The sequence below is a fragment of the uncultured Faecalibaculum sp. genome (genome assembly GCF_910588395.1).
In the GTDB taxonomy this organism is placed as follows: Bacteria; Bacillota_I; Bacilli_A; order Erysipelotrichales; family Erysipelotrichaceae; genus Faecalibaculum.
The window spans coordinates 25,090-41,492 of record NZ_CAJUPA010000022.1 but is presented as its reverse complement, the minus strand read 5'-3'; the positions used below and the strand labels follow the sequence as shown (position 1 = coordinate 41,492).

Here is a 16,403-nt window from a genome sequence, read left to right as displayed (position 1 = left end):
TATCATCCGGGGCAGCAATGAAATCAGGCAGCCCCAGCAGATACTCCGTCTGCTGGTAAGTCTGTCCGTCAGCTTCCTCCCGCTTTCCAAACTCCATTGCGCCATGTTCGGAGGCGATGCCGAGATATCCGTTTTCCTGATTCAGCTTGATTTCGTATCTGACCGATGCCGGGACGGTCCCGTTGTTGGTGATGGTCAGAGTGTTACCCGTGATGGGGATGGATTTTTCTGTGGTGGAGTACTTGAATGGGTCAGAGCAGTAGATTTCAATCTCACCCACCACTGACAGTCTGCCGGGGTCTGGATTCTCTCCGCCGATGGCAGTGCCGATGAAGTATTTATCAGGTTCATCATTGAAAATCACCTGCACCTGCTCGGCGTTGAGGATAGACATCAGTTTGTTATATCTTTCCCGGAACATCAAAGCTGTGGGAGCTGTCAGGGCATAGCGAACGGTAATGGTCCGGGAAGGGACATCCCTTCCCAGATAGGTATTACCGTCAATGCCAGGGATGGATTTCTCCCTGACTTCTTTTGTCAGCAGTTCCCTGCCGGAGACGTTCAGTGTCCGAAAGCCCGGGACCGTAGTATCCAGCCAGGTGCCGTTATACTTCACGGCCTCCGCCGGCACTGACTCTGTACCGGGCAGCTCGTTGATATCCACGAATTCGTACATCAATACTCTCCTTTCAGTTTCCTGCTCATCATGCTCTGTTTATCCAGTTCCTTCTGCATCGGCTTGGCTGTCGCCCGGGCGATTTCCCGACCGTCAACCTGCACAGATACAACTGGATTCACTTCCAGCTTCAGGCCATAGTTTTCATCCAGGCTCATGCTTCCGCCGCCTGCCATTGCAAGGCGCATCGGATCCGCAAGGCCGGAATAGTCCATCAGGTCACGGGCCGCACCAGTCACCCGTTTGGACATATCTTCAATACCGATTGCCAGACCCTCGCCCATGTAGCCACCGATTTCCATGAACACACGGGATGGTGACCTTACCACCGCTGCTTTTCTGGTAGCTTCGGCAGCGGCGTCGGCAAGTTGCGCTGCGATGCTGCGAACTCTGCCAAGCTGACTGGCCATACCGTTGGCAAGACCCATACCGATGTAGGCACCGGCGGAATACGCCGCGCCGTAGTAGCCGGATATTGCCGCAACCGCAGAAGCGCAGGCTGCTCTGGCGATGGAAGGCATTGGAGCCACGCCAGACCGAAGCCCATTGGCTGCACCAGTTCCAGCTGCTCTGCCGGCGGCTGTCATTGCCGATACACTGGCGGTCATGGCAGACACCATAGATCTGCAACCCGTCTGTACAGCTTTGGCAGCCCTGCTCATGCCGGAGGTGATGGAAGATACAACGCCGGACATTGCAGACCGGACAGCGGAGGTCATACCGCTCATCGCGGATACAGCTGCAGCTGTCAGAGAAGCAAAGGATACTGCGACTCTGGAAGCTGCGGAAGCCACAGCGCCGAGCCCGGAGGCGGAGCTGGAAGCTGCGGCACCTATGGCTGTAAATGCTGCAGATGCGGTCAGAACACCGGCGCCAGCAGCCTGGACAGCTGCCGTTGTCGTTGTCATGGCGCTGGTAAAGGCTGTCAGACCAACCATTGCCCCCATGAGTCCGGTCATGGCTGCTACAGCTGATGCAGAGAACTGTGTGATTGCATTGGCTGCCAGTGTCACCTGCGGTGCGCAGGCACCAACCTGCTGCAGCTGTGTGGTGATGCTGCTGAAATTCTGCATGGCCGCAATAGCACCAGTGGCAGAAGCCTGGATCATCATCAGACCTGTACCCAGCGCCTGCATCTGAGTTCCAGTGTCTCCGAGAGTCGCTCCGGCAGCGCCGATGGCCACAAGCTGCCCTGCAAGGGCTCCGAGACTTGCAACCATATCGAGCAGGTTCAGACTGGTGATCTTGACGACTCCATCTGCAAGCTTGTCGAATCCTCTGCCCGCATTCAGACAGGCGGTTCCAATCGAATCAATGACGCCAGCCACACCGGAAAGAATGTTGTTCACAGCATCCCCGAAGGACTGAATGACGTCGGCTACACCATCGAAGGCTGTTTTGATGCCTTCGCCGCACTTCTGGGCTGCCTCTCCAAAACTGTCCAGTGTTCCCTGGATCCCTCCGAAAATGGACTCAATGACTCCCTGTAGTCCTGACAGGATGGCAGGAACCTGAGCCACCAGGGTACTGAATGCCGCACAAACCGCCTGCACTCCCTGGGAGATGGATTCAACCATCTGTGCGAAAGCAGGAGCCGCGGGCATGATTGCCTGAACGATCTGTACGATGGCGTCTGTAATGATCTGCACCAGAGCGGTGATAATTCCACCAACCACTTCCACAAGCGGTGTGACTGCCTGGATGATGATGGCTACACTCTCTGCAATTGCTGTGGAGCAGATAGCAAACGCTTCAGCCAGCTGCGTAGCGAAAGGTGCGATAGCTACCAGAATGTTGGCGATGGCAACACCAACGGCTTCAACCACTGTGCCGATGGCATCACCCACAGCCTCAATACCCGGAGCTGCAGCAGCAAAGGCTGTTCCAAATGATTCAATGATCTGTGCGAAACCTTCGCCCTGGGAACCAATCAGCGCGATCCCGGCCGAAACCATGAACAGTGCTGCGCCAAATGCCAGCAGGTTGACAGGGTTGGCCATCTTCATAGCCTCACCGAAGCCTTCGAATGCCACCCCAATAGAAGCCCCGATAGACTCAATCACAGAACCAACGCCCTGCAGGGCAGACTTGATTCCATCGCCCAGGCCCATGAACAGGTCACCGAATGATGAAAGAATCTGAGCCACCTTGCTTTTCATAGCCTGTGTCTGCTTGACTGGTTCACCAGTGCCCTTTTTAAACAGTTTCAGGAAGCCTTCGAGGGGATTGAAGCTCTTCAGGAAGGAGAAGCCCTTGAAAGCTGCGATAGCCCCAGCCACACCTGTAACGACGTTGCCCAGAAAGTCTTGGTCCAGCCCGGCAATGAAATCCGCGACTGCAGAAGTCACATCCGCCAGTACGCTGATCAGCTGAACAAACAGATCCAGCAGCTTATCCATAGCTCCTGACCGGGCCATGCACATGAACATGTCATTAACGCATTGGCCAATCTTGCCGAAAGCCTCCGCCAGTTTGTTGGCAGTGCCTGTCTCCTTGAGCTTCTGGAACAGCTGACCGGCTATATCCAGCAGAGCCCGGAATTTGGCGGTCAAACCATTGACAATACCGGAAAGAAAGGACATGTCAATGGAACCGAGCATGTCCCCGAACTGCCCTGCAACCTTGCCAATAAGATTTCCCATATTCGCCAGCTGCATGGTCAGGTTCGGGAGGGCATTGTTCAGAAAGCTGTCAAAGGCACCCGAAAGTCCGGCTTTCAGTTTCTGTGCCCCTGTGATAAGGGGTTCAAAAAAGCCCGCCCCGTAAGAGGTGAGCTGAGTCAGGACCGTATACACAGCGGCGGAGATGCCACTCATCGAAGTGACGACGCCATTGGCGTCCTTCTCGATTTTGCCGAACACAGCGTTGATGCTGTTTTTCAGGCCGTCGATGGTTTTAGCAATGCTCATTCCTGATTTGCCCAGAGCCTCATCGACAGTCCCCAGCAGGTTCGCCATGTTTTTCTTGCCGGCATTGGCAAGGTTCTTCAGCGATGTACCGATACCTTCGATGGACATCCGAGCTGTATCCGCCATCTTGGAACCTGAGCCGGCAACCTTGATAAGCGCATCGTTGAACTGATCCAGAGAGATATTCCCCTTCTGGAGTTTGTCATAGAGCTCCTGTGTACTGCCGGAAGTGATGCCCAGTTCTTTGGCCACTTCAGTCAGGGCATACTTGCCTGCGGTCTGCATGGAGTTCCAGGACTGCATGTCAACCTTGCCTGCAGCCAGCATCTGTGTGTACTGGGTCAGGGCCCGGTCAGCGTCTTCCGTGGATGCGCCAGACGCCAGCATGGCGTTGTTGAAGGCAATGGCTGTATTTGCCCCTTTATCCATGTCGCCAAGCGTCAGGGTCAGGTTCTTCGCGTTGGCAACGATGCCGTCCAGCGTAGTCGGCAAACCGTCAATTCCATCGGACAGATTATTGATTGTCTTGGCTGCATCTTCTGCAGAGAACCCCATCTGCCCCATGACTTTCGGGAACTGCTGGAGCGTGTCGTATCTACTCACCGCTCCGTCAATGGATCCAGACAGTGCCGAGAACGCTTTCTGTCCAGCCGACTGCAGGAATCCAAAAGCAATGGTGCTGGTGGCATTGGAGAGGGCAGACAGCTTTTCCTTGACGGAGTTTACCTTCTCGTTGAAGGGACCATCCTTCGCATCAATGGTCGGTGCAGCGGTCTCTTTGGCCAGTGCCTTTACCTTTGCCGAAACTTCTGCAAGGGTGGCTTTTGCCCTGTCCTTGGCGTTGAGGATGACCTCGCCTGGATGCGAGGCAATCTGCTTCACCTTGTTAAAGACTTCTTTCACCTTGGCAGAAGCTTTGTCTTTGGCGCTCAGCTCAGCGACAGCCTTGACAGATTTCAATTCGTCGAGTGCTTTCTTTGCTGCCTGCGCCGGCTTTGAGGCATTGTCTTTAGCCTCCAGTTGGGCCTCGGCTTTGGTTGTACCCAGCTGCCTGGCTACATCCATAACCTTCTCGACTACTTTGGATGCTGAATCTTCCGCTGTAAGTTCGGCCTCGGCCGTCTTGCCGTCAACTGTGTCCAGTTCAGCTTTTGCCTCTTTGATCTCAGGACCTGCTCGGTTTTCAGCTTCAATTGTGGTCTCAACCTGCTTCTTACCGAGCTCGTCAGCGCTCTCAGCAACCTTCTTGATTGTCGCTGAGGCACCGGCATCCTGAGCTTTCAGGATGATATCCCCGACTCGATCTACAGCGCTCTTCACCTTGGCAATAGCCTGCGTGATCTTCTCAAGCGCTTTAGTGAGTCCGTCATCTCTCGCGGTCAGGACGGCTTCCACTTTATTGCTCACTGGTATTCCCTCCTTTCCGTAGTTTTAAGAACCGTTTCATGTTCTCTAGGCGAGGATTCATTGGTTTCTCCTGCCGTTTCTTTCTGTCTTTCCTGGACAGAGCCGCTTCATAATCAAACAGTTTTTCAAACCTGCCATAGATGAGCTTGCCTTTCCTGTCCCGCAGCGTCGCTTTGTTGTTTACAAAGGCCTGCAGATGGATCCAGAACTGCCTGTCGATGTTCTTGAGCTCCTGCGCTTCACACAGCAGCCGATACTCCTTCATATCCAGATTCAGTACCTGGTCCATGGTGTTGTATCCGAAATACCGAAAGCAGGTGACAGCAACCTCATCTATCAGCTGGTCTATGCTTTGATGTCCGGTTTCTCTTCCTTCTCTTCCTCGTTCTCCGGTGTCGGAGTCAGACCGAACTTCTTCAGACGCAGTTTGCAGACATTCGCTGCGAACAAAAAATCCAGCACCTCATTAACGAAGCCCTCGATGTCCTCGCACTCTTCCACGTAATTCTCGACGATGCCCTTTTCCAGCTTCGGGCTCTGACCGGTATTGAGCGCCAGCACCAGATCTACCAGTTCCCTCATGTCCCCAGCGTCGCGGATCTGGATAACTGTGTTGGCCAGGCCGATGTCTATTTTTTCGCCGGACGATTCCTTTACGGATTTAGACTCGATCTTGCGAAGAAAAGCAAAAGACGCTTTAAGCGGATATGTTTTATCTTTGATTGTCAGTTCCATGGTTTTTTCCTCCCACACATAGATCCATAAAAGTAAAAGGAGCCTGTGCAGGCTCCTTATGAAAATGATGCTATTCAGTATCAGTATCAGCAGCTTTGGCCACATCTGCGAAGGCATACAGCGCTGCTTCCTCCTGCTCACGGCTCAGAGTGACGTAACCAGACTGCGGATTGCCGAATACACCGATATCCAGAGACAGCTCAGCAAAGTCCTCCGAGTTGGAGCTCTTTTCGTAGTTGGTCAGATATCCGCGGTAGTAGTCAGCCGGGTACTTATCAGCGTTCTCACCGGTTCCCTTTTCTGCGGTGTTCACTTCCCAGATTTCCATCACCTCGCCGTTCAGCAGAGCCGTTTTCAGCTTGGCAATCATCGGATCCCCTGTGGTCAGGATAGAGGTCAGGGACAGCTCGATTTCTGCAGCACCCGGTACACGGATAGTCCCGTCTTTGGTGGCAACGGTATCGGCGTCCTTGGACATCGTGGTAGTACCTTCCTCCTGGAATGCCAGGACAGTGGCGGCCTCCTGTGTCCGGTCCGCCAGCCGGCGAAGGACATAGATGTTCTTGGCACCCTGAATGGGGTCGCCGGCAAACACCTGGAGATTGATTTTCTTGGTCATGATTTCTTCCTCCAATATTTGAATTCAAAAGAAAGAACCCCATGCATCAGGGGTTCTTTGGTTGTGTTGTCAGGAATGACCTGTTCGTCAGATCCGGACAGGCACCAGCCATAGCCAGGAGTGGCTGACAGCTGAGCGGCAAGTCTGCGGATGCTGAACATCAGGTTGGAGAAGTCCCCCCGTTTCCTCGGGTCGTTATGCCATACGTGGATATCCAGACTTGCCTTGCCGAAGAAGCCGCCTTTTACGCCGAACTCTGACAGATCCTGCGTATTGCCCATCTGGATAAAGGGATATGGTGTACCTTCTGGCACGATCAAATCACCATCCCAGACTTTACCGGGAAACGAATCTCTCAGTTTCACAAGCATTCCCGAATACAGTTCCTGCGCTGGACTCATTTCATCACCTTCTTACTTCAGGGACTCGATAATGTCTTTTTTCAAGTCTTTGATGAAGATATCCTTTTGGCTATCAAAAGCAGGTTTCATATACGGCTGCGCCTGCATATAGCGCGTTCCCAATTCTACATACTGGGAATAATCAGCCTGAGCCCTGACTGTGCCGGTCATGCCGTCTTTTGAAGTAGTAAAGCCAATAGAACCCTGTAAATGACCGGTGTCAACGGGGACTTTTCGCATAGCCTTTTCCTGAAGTTCTGTCGTATTACGCTCGACCGTATCCCGAATCTTCGACTTATCCGCCGCTTTGAGCAACTTCTTCTGGAGCTTATTCAGGCCTTTTACATCGCACTTAAGCCTCATGTACTCACCCGAGAAACGTAGAGGGTTTCCCTTATCCGATATCTGCGCACAGTGTCAATCTGGTATAGCTTCCCGTCGATACAGACTTTCTCAAACTGGAAGTCTGGTTTCTGCTGCAGCCGGACAGTTCTGGAATCTTCGCCCGCCTTACCGCCTATCAGCGCCTTTTCCTGCAAGCCTGTATCCGTTACGTCTGCCCATACGGTCTTTGACACCTCCACAGCATCTGCATAGTTGCCTGTCAGCGGATCATAAGCGCCGGGCTCCTGGTGAATCAGTTCCACTCGGGTGTCATATCTCACAGGAACTTCACCTTCCAATTCGCCGTGGTCTTCTGTGCCGTTTTCCAGGTCTCTATGTCCGCTGCAAAGCGGTCAAAGTCAGAATCCACAAAGTTCAGGGATTCACCGTCTTGAGTATGCGAGGACAGCCCTTCTGAGCCGATTCTGTTGTACCGGGCAGTGGATACCTCCAGCACGATATAGCCCAGAGAATCCGGAACCTCAGGGGATTCAAGCAGGGTCAGAAGACGGGACTCTGTCATCCTGATGATGAGTGTCAAGAGTTTGTCCTGACTCCCGTCTTCGATTCCTGCAAGCAGCCGGATATCGTCCAGATACGTCTCGGCTGCCATAGGCTAGGCTCCTGTACCCAGCTTTACCTTCACGACAGCCTTCTTGTTCACAGGCAGGATGTACTCACCGGTCTTGGCTGCTGCCTGGATCTCAACGCCGTCAAACGTGGTAGCCTCGATGGTCCGGGCAGTGGTGATGCCAGTGAATGCCTTGGCGATGCCGGTCACGTAGGCGTAAGCTACCTCACCGGTCTGGAAGTACGCAGTCGGAATCTGTTCGATGGTGAAGCCCTTGAACCGAACGATACCGTTCTCGTCGATGCTGGCTGCGGAGTGCTTGGCGGTGGTAGTCAGAGCGTGGTCTACCAGGGCGTTGTACAGATCCGGAGCTACCTTGATGACCTTGGTACCCACGATCTGGTTGTCGACGAAGTACTTGGTCAGAGCGTTGAACAGCTTCAGGATGTTGGCGTCAGTATAGGACGCCAGAGTCTCTGTCTGCCCAGCGCTGTCGGAAACGAACTTGCCGTGAGTCTTGTTATACCATTCGGTCTTCGCAATGGCCTGCTGCTCCTGACGGTCTACCAGTGCCTGCTCGAAGTTGTGGTTCACAGTGTAGCGGTCCAGACCTTCGTGGATAGTCCAACCGCCGGTATAGGGTACCGAGGTCTCTTTGTAGATGATCTCGGTCATATCCCCGAAACGAGAAGAGCCCGCAGAACCATCGCCAAAGACATTGTCTTTGTTGGTATCGTATGCTCCGCCTACTGCTACCGGAATATCAGTGGTTTTTACGCGGAACGCGGTTTCATTGTCGGAAACACCATCCAGCACCTCCAGACCATTGGCGAAGAAGTCGCCGAACACGGAACGGGCGCCGAATACTGCGTTCAGCATCTCCTTGAACTGAGACTGGAAGGAACGAGCGTTTCCCACAGTTGGTGCAGGTGTTACCGGGGATGCCGGAGTCTGGGTGTCACCCTCTGCAAACATCTGCAGGTTGAGAGTTTTTTCAGTCATAATTACCTACTTTCTGTACTTGCCAATTGCGGCTTCAAAATAAGAATCCTGCTGTGCTTTGCCCTGTCCAAAAGCCACTGGGGTCTTGCCTCTGGCCTTCTCCTGGGCAGCACGGGCATTGATGTCGTTGTGGATCTTCACGAATTTGTCAATCTGGGCCTGCGTTTCCTCGGCAGTATCCCCCACCACGAAATCCAGAAGCTCCTGAGTCGCGATGATCTTATGTGATTCCTCAAGAATCTTTGCGGCTGTTTTGGAAAGCTCGTTGCGCGCTGCTTCTCTTTCCAGCTGGGCGATACGGTTCTGCAGTTCGGACTTCTCCCGCTCTGCCTTTTCCGTCTCATACTGCTTTCGCTGTTCCTCGTTCATCTTCCGCAGCTTCTCCGCTTCCGTCACAGCGTCCTGTGCGGCTTTGGTTTTCTCTGCTTCCAGCAGCTTGTCGAACTCTTTCTGTTTTCTGGCCAGCTTTTTAGAGACGATCTCATCCACTTCTTTGTCGGTGTAAGTCTTCCCTTCCGGCTGTTCCGTTTCCTGTTCCGCTGTCGTTTCTGTTTCAGCAGCGGACTCATCCTCCGCAAACATCTGCAGATCAATGCTCTTATAGTTGTCTTTCATAAAACCTCCCACAGCTTTTACCGTCTTCAGGCTTGGACCGAAACCGCAGCTTTTTAAGTCATCAGGCTTGGACATATTTTTAGATGCTCAATACTCAGCCAGCTGAACGCAATCCGGATAAGCGTCCTGCAGACTCTGTACTCCCTGCCTGAAAGACTCAAGCAGAAGCAGCATCCGTTTATCAGTGATTGGTGTGAATTCCAGGACATGCGTCCCGGTATTAGTCAGGCTGTCTTTGACTCTGGCTTTCGTCAGGTTCCTGACGGATCCTGCCAGATTCTGCCACAGCATGGAAAAAGCCGAACAGACGATATCTCTGCCCGGCTCAGCATATCCGGCATGTCCGGATGCTTCCAGATGTATTTCATTCAAGCCCTGCAGCCTGAGTATCTTTACTTGTATCACATGGCATCGGCCTCCCTGAATGTCTGGAAAATCTTAGGACCCTGGCGGGCTATCCAGTCCACCATTTCCTCATTCATTGCCCAGGCACGGGCTTTGGATGTATCTGCCTGCAGCCCGCTTTCCGCCAGAAAGGCATGAACGATTTCGTGGCGCAGGACCTCCTTGCGTCGGAAGGACCTCTGCTCTTTGGTGTAGTCTGACATATCGTGAATGACGATACGCTTTCGGATGGCATCACACTCTCCATCACAGTCTTTCAGGGCCTTCGTGATGACTCTGTACTCGGTTCCAAGGATATTCAGCTTCATTCTTCCTCCCAAACAAAAAGCCGAGTCGGCTCCTTTTTAAACCACTGGAATCCAGTCTCTCATTTCTTTCAGAATATCGTATACCTTTTTCATCTGTGAGTTATTCTGTAAGAAATCCACGCCATCCATGGTGATTTCCATGCCATCAAGGTTCACCACCGCCAATCCTGATTTGGTGTTCCTGAATTTCGGGCCGGTGATCAGCCCCTTCTCACAGGCATTTTTCACTATACTCAGCCAATAGGAATCAGGAATTTTCAGTGTTTCCGGAGAAATGTCATCCAGCTGAACCCTTGTCCCGTCTTTCAAGTGGCCGTATAAATCATTCAGGACTATAAAAAGAATTTTAAAGTAATCATCTTTTGCCATACTCTGCTCTCCTTTCATAAGAAAAGAGTCCCTAAGGACTCTGATGCATTCTCAATTCTCAAGCCGGTTTATCGACTTCAGTCATGGTAGTGATAAGGACATTTTAGGCAGATATCTTTCCAATCTTCATGATTGAACATATCCTCTCTGGCAGTCCACTTAGGGGCGCCGTCCTCTAAAACACAGTGAACATCAAAGCATTCAGGATAATGAATGATTTCGCCGTTTACAAGTGGACAAGACATGTATTCCGCCTTCAATCGTGCATCCATTTCTCATATACCTCTATTGTTTTAAGTATACTCTCTGAGCAGTCCTTTGAGGAGTATGCGGTCCGTATTTGATTGTTTGCTCTATTCACATATACTACACCTTTCTTACTATAATAACGTTCGTAAGCTCCGTGTTTTCCTTCCATAAGAAAAGAGCCCGTGAAGGCTCTTTAGGCTTCTTCTAGTTCCTCAGCTTTAGCGTCTATAAGGGACCACGAATCCGTTACAACATCGGGATCAATAACAAGCCATCCATCTCCATACTCATCTACAATGGTTCCGTATACTCCAGTTGCTTTAACCCTTACATGATCATACATATTAAACATTGCTAACCTCCTACTGGGATACGATGCGCTGTCACCAGCTTAAATCTGTCTCCGTCCTCTCCCCAGACTACTTGGAATGGCCTTTTTTTATCTATGCCAAGATCCATGGTTATTGAAAATCTCTGACCATAATTTCCTTTGCTCCTATCATACGACGCATTTGTATATTGGGAAAGGATGTCAGTCTCTAGTTGCTTCCAGTCATTTTCTGTATACCCAACATCAAAAAACTCCTGCGCGTGCTTTGCACCGGGTTTTAACAAGAATTTTTTAATTTTATCTTCGTGAATATATCTATCCTTTTGAATACGGTTATGGTCGAAGCCGTCGAGATTTTTCCACTCCTCCCAGGTTAAGCCGTGCTCTTCGAAAGTCTCTGACCATTTGTCAAACAGATCCACGTCCTCATCAGTAATGCCATCGTCCTCCCTTTTCATGTACCCGGCAGTACTGCATCTGCAGTTTGGATGCATGGGCGGGGCGGTTTTACCGGATTGCATATCCTCCAGGTCAAAATGTTCGCCGTCCAGATCCTGACAATGGTGACAGCATCCGCTGTTAGCTATGAACGTATACTGGTTGAGCCCGGCACTTTTATAGCTGGCTCTATCGGCTTCTATCTGGCATCGATTAAGCTCGGTACGCATCAAGCGCTCTGCCTGCTTAGGGGCAACGTTGATTACTTTTCGCAAATCCCGGGCCAAAACTCTGGGGTTTTTTCCTAAAACCAGCCCATCTGTCATCAATTTGGTCATCTGCTTCTGGAGCTGGTCCTGCTGTGTCCCCCAGATACGTTTGGAGAATGTAGCCCCGTGAAAAGGTGCGTTTGCAATAACCTCTGCATTTTGAACGTTGTTGAGAACTGTATCCCCCAAAATCCCTGCCTGCCGTTCAAATTCTTCCACAGTGCGCTCAGTTAGAGCTGCCTCCAAAACCGATTCCGTTTTGCATTGGGCGTTCAGAATCCGCAGATTCATTTGGGACTGGAGCATTCTCAGGCGGTTGATTTTCATTGTGGCGTTGTAACGGGCCATCTCCTCGTTTGCCTGTTCAGAGAAGTATTCTTTGGCCCGGTCTGTTGTCCCCGCTTCCATATCGAGAGCAGCCATTCGACAGTAGTATTCAGCCCGCCGTGCATAGAATTCTATGTCTGTCGAATCCAGATACTTCCTTGCCTCTGTAATGTCCAACTGGCGACCTTCCCCAAAGCGTGAAATAAAAAGGTTGATCTGTTCTTCTATCTCATCCCCCAGATTCTGGTAGATTTGATAAAGCTCTTCAGACCAGCCTTTTTCTTCTTTTTCGCATTCCTTCAGCCACTCTTGCTCTCGTTTTTTCCAGTAATCAGCGCTGCTCATCTCCCGCGGTTTCCTCCTCGGTGTCGTCCGTAAGCTCTACTTCCCGGTGGCTGTTGAAATCCAGCAGGTCAGGCTGCGCTGCTTTTTTCTCTTTCTCCATTCGCTCCAGCTCCGCTTTCGGGTCTGGCACGAAGGACAGAAGACCAAGAGCTGTTTCCTGGGACGTAAGAGTCGTTGCCTGGACAGCTGTCTGGACTTCCTCAGCAATGTTGTTGGGGATGTTACGGGTGAACTGCAGGGTGATACCTTTCCAAGCGTCTTTGTCAGGTGTGTTGGTCTGCAGCTGGCAGAAGAGCTTGCACCGCTTCCGGATGGACTTGGAAATCTTCGTGTCGAAGGACTTGGCAAGATTGCTCATGGCCAGCAGCTTGTAGCTGAGAGACACCCCGGAGGTTGCAGATCCAAAGGATTCGTCAGAGATGTTGGCCACCTGGGAAATGGTGAAAATCAGCTCCTGCAGCCGGTCCAGCAGGTTCTCCTGCGTTCCATCAGCAGAAGGCTTTGTCAGATAGTCGGCATCAGCATTGGTCTCTGTGTCCCCGGTACCTTCCTTCACAAGGATCATGATGCGATTGATGAGAGCTTCCCTGGCGTTTTCTGGCGCCATGTCCGCCCCAACGATTTTCAGGATGGCTTCCGCAAAAGCTGCCACGTCGTTGGCTTTGTTGGACAGGACACGCTCGTAGGTCTCGCACAAGGCTCCTACAGGCTCGTACAGACCCATTCGCTCATCGTTGAGTCTCCACTCCACCACGTTGATTTTCCCGTAAGGCTGCGGCTGCTCGTCCGTGATACGGCCATCGTCGAAGTACACCCGGGTGTCTGCGGTCATGACTTCGCCATACAGGACCATCGTCTTGTCCGAAAGGCTCCGGGTATGGCTACCATACCGGATGGCGAACAGCGCCCGCTCTTCTATGCTGTTGTCGTACACAACGAAGCACTGAGAGGGTTTCAGGACGGACACGCGGGTGTTTCCGTCTTCGTCCTGATACATGTACTCGAAGGCATGGCCGTGAATACAGGTTTGCTTGATAAGCTCGCTGTTATGGTCATCGATCTCATTGGCCTCCTCGAAAGCCGCCAGAGATTCCAGGAAGGATTCATCTTCGTGCGTCACCTTGATGGGGATGCCGTAACCAAAGCCGCAGAAAGTGGATGTGATGTACAACGGAAAGTTCACTGCCATGCGATGGTCCGGTTCCCATACCGGTTTCGGTTCATCGTGAAAAATCGTGTGCAGTCCCCGGTACAGATTTTCCAGGTACTGATACCTCGGCATGAACTCCTGATGCTGCTGGATGAAATACTCGATTTTCTCCATGCTCAGGTCCTGAGCTTCTTCAGGTCCGCATCTAATGGGTGCCGGCAGCCTGAATGGTTGCTGTGATTTGTAAGCCATAGCTCATTACCTCCTAAAGCTTGAATGTCTTCATGACCGTCTTTGCGGCCCGTATGTAGTCTTCTGTGGCGTACCTCATGGCGTCCATGAGATGGTTGAAATCGTCCACCGGTTTGTTGATCGCTTTCCCATACCGGTCTTTGTCCCAGACATAGCAGGAAATCTCTGTCAGGAAGTTCCGGCAGCGGGGATGAATGATGATTTCAAAGTCCTGTAGGAACTGGATACCGTTCAGGATGGAGTCCTTGCCTTTCTTTGAAGGTTTAAGTCGCAGGCCATAACCATTCATTTCAGCAATGGACTTGGGCTCGGCACCATCAGCGGTTATCACTGTGGTGCTGGGCTCCATCTTCCGGATCTTGTCGGCAAAGCGCCGGTTTGATAGGCCTTTTTCGTAAATCTCATTCCAGACATACAGACGGCGGTTGGGCGTATCGATGTAGCCATCAAAAAAAGCGGCTGGATCATTGGTAAAACCAAAATCTATGCCGCAAACTCGTATGAACGGTTTGACCTGCTCAAGCGTGAATGCTTCCTCCCGCCAGTTCTCATATACCAGCCCGTCCACGATGCCCCAATTTCCCAGTCCAGCCACCTGGTACCGTTTCGGGTTCCGCGCCTTCATATCCTCGAACAGGCGCCTGTCTGCGGCGTCCAGCCACTCGTTGCAGGTGTAGTTGGTAGTCATGGCCAGAATGCTGCCATCAGCGCTGACAGGCGTCTGGCGGGTCTTGTAGACCGGATTCCCCTCACTGTCTTTCCCGACAATGTCATCGAAGAACCGGTGTTTCAGCCAGTGCCGGTCTGACCACGGGTTGAAGGTGATGGTCCACTGCTTCCACAGGCCGGCCGGCACTTCACCACGGATGGATTCATCAAGGATCTGGAAGTCTTCCTCCTTCAGGACCTCAAAGGCTTCTTCGCTTATTGTTACGGATAACCCGGCTCCGGCTACCCTCTTCATGTTTCCATGAAGTGCAGACTATATCTTCGCGTCCTAAGACGTGCTTCCCGTTTCGGCTCCCCTTGAAGCCTACTCTACTAACTAAAAAGAGGGTTAGCCCCTCTTTTTGCTTTCGATAGTCGTTGAACGTTCTATTTAACATTTTTATAGGACAAGCCACGAGTTACAAGACCGATTACCCTATTTGATACCCGAAATTTCCGTGATAACGCAACAGTGCCGAATTCCTTGCTATTTCTCACGTAGTGCTCTCGAATATATCTGACATCCTCCTCGCTCAGTTTAGATTGAGTATTTGTGGCTCCTTGGCTAGGTTTCTTAAGCTCAAGTTGATAAGCATGGAAAAGTTGGTCTTTTCTGTCCATCCACTCAAGATTATCTACACGGTTGTTTTCTTTATCCCCATCCTTATGGTTTACCGTTTCAAGGCCGTTCGGGTTAGGAATAAAAGCTTCAGCCACTAGTCTGTGAACTCTTCTTGTCCAGTCTATATTCTTCTTTTTGGAACTCAACCGAACTTTCAAGTACCCGTCTTTCGTCTTCGATTGAGCAAGGATTCGGTCCTCGTGCAGTGATGTTCCAATCCAACGCGAGAGGCTTTTTACCCGCCCAAAACTGCTGACTTGATATTCGCCTTCAAGCCCGTCGATATCTTTCCAGATTTCGCTGTCATTCTTCATAACATCGCTGTATCATGTCCGTTGTTTTGTTAAATAGTTTCGCTGCTGATTGCCCTCGTCTTTACGTTAGGGGGTTCCAGCAATTAGAGAAGTTTTACGTGACCCGATATGTTAAGCCACGCCCAGCATAGACAGCCACTCTCCACTGTGATGGAGGTGACTTTCAGCGGGTCATCCAGTCCCCGGAACAAAATCTTCTGCCCTGTGGGGCTGTAGACCATCTCCAGCGGTGACTGGCGGTTTATCCAAAGGTGAGAGACACCCAGGCGATTCTGCGCCCAGATCAGATCAGAATAGCTGGAATCCTTGAGTGTTCCGAATACCTTGCGGACTACCAGCAGGTTGGCCTGCGGGTGTTTCATCAGATTGTAGATGAACCACAGGGCCGTTGTCTTCGACTTCTTGCTGGCTCGGCTGCCCTTGCACACCCGATAACGCCCTCGGAAGTTCCAGAATGTTGCATACCCTTTGCCCACGATGTCGGGCAGGTAAATGTCTCTAGTCTTCAAGAGCGGATTCCCCCTTGAAAATCGGCACTTCCACTGTCACGTTCATGTTCTTCTCGAACAGGCCGTGATATTTGCCCAGCAGCTCAGCCGCTTTGTTCCGGTCCTTGGTATTGACCTTGAGATCCCTGATGCAGCCGTCCATCGTCAGCAGCTCATCCGTCTGCTGCCCTCTCATCACGTTCGTGAGGTACTCCAGTATTTCCTGCGCATCGGCGGTCTTCTCGTTCTGGATGTCCTTCAGGCGTCCCTGGATGTATTCTTTGACGTCCGGCCGCTCAAGGAGTCTTGAAGCCGCAGCAGCTGCAACCTGCTTTGTTTTAACGGTCCTGTAAACAGCCATATACGCCTTGGCCGCCTGAAGACCGTTTGCCAGGTATTCATCAGCGAACATCATTTGTCTGTCTGTCATAGCGGTCCTCCTTTCAGAACCTTCGGTCTGTCGAAGCCCAACCTCTGGAAAAAGAAGGAGCAAAAAACAGAGGCGGGGA

The 16,403-nt window shown here is 51.6% G+C and carries 21 protein-coding genes; all 21 read right to left on the bottom strand.

Annotation, left to right across the window (positions count from 1 at the left end; genetic code table 11):
- Positions 1 to 676: distal tail protein Dit (locus tag QZ305_RS07400; RefSeq protein ID WP_294731088.1), on the bottom strand; the 676-nt coding region annotated here is incomplete at its 3' end.
- The gene (locus QZ305_RS07395) at positions 676 to 4,992 is read right to left on the bottom strand and encodes a tape measure protein (protein ID WP_294731087.1); all 4,317 of its coding nucleotides are present in this window, start codon (positions 4,990 to 4,992) and stop codon (positions 676 to 678) included. The genes QZ305_RS07395 and QZ305_RS07400, both read right to left, overlap by 1 nt.
- On the bottom strand, positions 4,982 to 5,281 hold the full coding sequence (locus QZ305_RS07390) for a hypothetical protein (RefSeq protein WP_294731086.1): 300 nt from the start codon (positions 5,279 to 5,281) through the stop codon (positions 4,982 to 4,984). Before QZ305_RS07390 ends, QZ305_RS07395 begins: the two co-directional genes overlap by 11 nt.
- Positions 5,282 to 5,337: 56 nt before the next feature.
- Entirely contained in the window at positions 5,338 to 5,727 is a 390-nt protein-coding gene (locus tag QZ305_RS07385; protein WP_294731085.1) for a tail assembly chaperone, read from the bottom strand.
- Between the two features lie 70 nt (positions 5,728 to 5,797).
- Entirely contained in the window at positions 5,798 to 6,346 is a 549-nt protein-coding gene (locus QZ305_RS07380; RefSeq protein WP_294731084.1) for a phage major tail protein, TP901-1 family, read from the bottom strand.
- Positions 6,343 to 6,717, bottom strand: coding sequence for a hypothetical protein (locus QZ305_RS07375; protein WP_294731083.1), 375 nt, complete (start codon positions 6,715 to 6,717; stop codon positions 6,343 to 6,345). Before QZ305_RS07375 ends, QZ305_RS07380 begins: the two co-directional genes overlap by 4 nt.
- A 42-nt stretch (positions 6,718 to 6,759) precedes the next feature.
- The gene (locus QZ305_RS07370; protein ID WP_294731082.1) at positions 6,760 to 7,110 is read right to left on the bottom strand and encodes an HK97-gp10 family putative phage morphogenesis protein; all 351 of its coding nucleotides are present in this window, start codon (positions 7,108 to 7,110) and stop codon (positions 6,760 to 6,762) included.
- On the bottom strand, positions 7,107 to 7,394 hold the full coding sequence (locus QZ305_RS07365; RefSeq protein ID WP_294731081.1) for a head-tail adaptor protein: 288 nt from the start codon (positions 7,392 to 7,394) through the stop codon (positions 7,107 to 7,109). The genes QZ305_RS07370 and QZ305_RS07365 overlap by 4 nt, the downstream gene beginning before the upstream one ends.
- 14 nt (positions 7,395 to 7,408) lie before the next feature.
- The gene (locus tag QZ305_RS07360) at positions 7,409 to 7,744 is read right to left on the bottom strand and encodes a phage head-tail connector protein (RefSeq protein ID WP_294731080.1); all 336 of its coding nucleotides are present in this window, start codon (positions 7,742 to 7,744) and stop codon (positions 7,409 to 7,411) included.
- A gap of 3 nt (positions 7,745 to 7,747) precedes the next feature.
- Positions 7,748 to 8,704, bottom strand: a complete 957-nt coding sequence (locus QZ305_RS07355) for a hypothetical protein (RefSeq protein ID WP_294731079.1) — start codon at positions 8,702 to 8,704, stop codon at positions 7,748 to 7,750.
- 6 nt (positions 8,705 to 8,710) lie between these two features.
- Positions 8,711 to 9,319, bottom strand: coding sequence for a DUF4355 domain-containing protein (locus tag QZ305_RS07350; protein WP_294731078.1), 609 nt, complete (start codon positions 9,317 to 9,319; stop codon positions 8,711 to 8,713).
- Between the two features lie 87 nt (positions 9,320 to 9,406).
- Entirely contained in the window at positions 9,407 to 9,724 is a 318-nt protein-coding gene (locus tag QZ305_RS11800) for a ribosomal-processing cysteine protease Prp (protein WP_367268824.1), read from the bottom strand.
- Complete coding sequence (locus QZ305_RS07345; protein WP_294731077.1) at positions 9,721 to 10,032, bottom strand: hypothetical protein; 312 nt, start codon at positions 10,030 to 10,032, stop codon at positions 9,721 to 9,723. Before QZ305_RS07345 ends, QZ305_RS11800 begins: the two co-directional genes overlap by 4 nt.
- A gap of 36 nt (positions 10,033 to 10,068) precedes the next feature.
- Positions 10,069 to 10,401 carry a YjcQ family protein gene (locus QZ305_RS07340; protein WP_294731076.1) on the bottom strand — a complete coding sequence of 111 codons (333 nt, stop codon included), beginning with the start codon at positions 10,399 to 10,401 and terminating at the stop codon, positions 10,069 to 10,071.
- Between the two features lie 442 nt (positions 10,402 to 10,843).
- A complete protein-coding gene (locus QZ305_RS07335; protein ID WP_294731075.1) occupies positions 10,844 to 11,002 on the bottom strand; it encodes a hypothetical protein in 159 nt (52 codons plus the stop codon).
- Between the two features lie 2 nt (positions 11,003 to 11,004).
- Positions 11,005 to 12,360, bottom strand: coding sequence for a minor capsid protein (locus tag QZ305_RS07330; protein WP_294731074.1), 1,356 nt, complete (start codon positions 12,358 to 12,360; stop codon positions 11,005 to 11,007).
- Entirely contained in the window at positions 12,347 to 13,762 is a 1,416-nt protein-coding gene (locus tag QZ305_RS07325; protein WP_294731073.1) for a phage portal protein, read from the bottom strand. The genes QZ305_RS07330 and QZ305_RS07325 overlap by 14 nt, the downstream gene beginning before the upstream one ends.
- Before the next feature lie 13 nt (positions 13,763 to 13,775).
- Positions 13,776 to 14,726, bottom strand: a complete 951-nt coding sequence (locus QZ305_RS07320) for a PBSX family phage terminase large subunit (RefSeq protein WP_294731072.1) — start codon at positions 14,724 to 14,726, stop codon at positions 13,776 to 13,778.
- Positions 14,727 to 14,857: 131 nt separating this feature from the next.
- Positions 14,858 to 15,406, bottom strand: coding sequence for an NUMOD4 motif-containing HNH endonuclease (locus QZ305_RS07315; RefSeq protein ID WP_294731071.1), 549 nt, complete (start codon positions 15,404 to 15,406; stop codon positions 14,858 to 14,860).
- A gap of 83 nt (positions 15,407 to 15,489) precedes the next feature.
- Positions 15,490 to 15,915, bottom strand: coding sequence for a phage terminase large subunit (locus tag QZ305_RS07310; protein ID WP_294731070.1), 426 nt, complete (start codon positions 15,913 to 15,915; stop codon positions 15,490 to 15,492).
- The gene (locus QZ305_RS07305; RefSeq protein ID WP_294731069.1) at positions 15,905 to 16,324 is read right to left on the bottom strand and encodes a terminase small subunit; all 420 of its coding nucleotides are present in this window, start codon (positions 16,322 to 16,324) and stop codon (positions 15,905 to 15,907) included. Before QZ305_RS07305 ends, QZ305_RS07310 begins: the two co-directional genes overlap by 11 nt.
- Positions 16,325 to 16,403 lie beyond the last annotated feature (79 nt).

Excerpts from the sequence above, each read along its gene's own strand:
- QZ305_RS07390 (WP_294731086.1), bottom strand. The coding sequence starts at position 5,281 with ATGGACCAGGTACTGAATCTGGATATGAAGGAGTATCGGCTGCTGTGT.
- QZ305_RS07385 (WP_294731085.1), bottom strand. The coding sequence starts at position 5,727 with ATGGAACTGACAATCAAAGATAAAACATATCCGCTTAAAGCGTCTTTT.
- QZ305_RS07380 (WP_294731084.1), bottom strand. The coding sequence starts at position 6,346 with ATGACCAAGAAAATCAATCTCCAGGTGTTTGCCGGCGACCCCATTCAG.
- QZ305_RS07375 (WP_294731083.1), bottom strand. The coding sequence starts at position 6,717 with ATGCTTGTGAAACTGAGAGATTCGTTTCCCGGTAAAGTCTGGGATGGT.
- QZ305_RS07370 (WP_294731082.1), bottom strand. The coding sequence starts at position 7,110 with ATGAGGCTTAAGTGCGATGTAAAAGGCCTGAATAAGCTCCAGAAGAAG.
- QZ305_RS07360 (WP_294731080.1), bottom strand. The coding sequence starts at position 7,744 with ATGGCAGCCGAGACGTATCTGGACGATATCCGGCTGCTTGCAGGAATC.
- QZ305_RS07355 (WP_294731079.1), bottom strand. The coding sequence starts at position 8,704 with ATGACTGAAAAAACTCTCAACCTGCAGATGTTTGCAGAGGGTGACACC.
- QZ305_RS07350 (WP_294731078.1), bottom strand. The coding sequence starts at position 9,319 with ATGAAAGACAACTATAAGAGCATTGATCTGCAGATGTTTGCGGAGGAT.
- QZ305_RS07345 (WP_294731077.1), bottom strand. The coding sequence starts at position 10,032 with ATGAAGCTGAATATCCTTGGAACCGAGTACAGAGTCATCACGAAGGCC.
- QZ305_RS07340 (WP_294731076.1), bottom strand. The coding sequence starts at position 10,401 with ATGGCAAAAGATGATTACTTTAAAATTCTTTTTATAGTCCTGAATGAT.
- QZ305_RS07335 (WP_294731075.1), bottom strand. The coding sequence starts at position 11,002 with ATGTTTAATATGTATGATCATGTAAGGGTTAAAGCAACTGGAGTATAC.
- QZ305_RS07330 (WP_294731074.1), bottom strand. The coding sequence starts at position 12,360 with ATGAGCAGCGCTGATTACTGGAAAAAACGAGAGCAAGAGTGGCTGAAG.
- QZ305_RS07325 (WP_294731073.1), bottom strand. The coding sequence starts at position 13,762 with ATGGCTTACAAATCACAGCAACCATTCAGGCTGCCGGCACCCATTAGA.
- QZ305_RS07320 (WP_294731072.1), bottom strand. The coding sequence starts at position 14,726 with ATGAAGAGGGTAGCCGGAGCCGGGTTATCCGTAACAATAAGCGAAGAA.
- QZ305_RS07315 (WP_294731071.1), bottom strand. The coding sequence starts at position 15,406 with ATGAAGAATGACAGCGAAATCTGGAAAGATATCGACGGGCTTGAAGGC.
- QZ305_RS07305 (WP_294731069.1), bottom strand. The coding sequence starts at position 16,324 with ATGACAGACAGACAAATGATGTTCGCTGATGAATACCTGGCAAACGGT.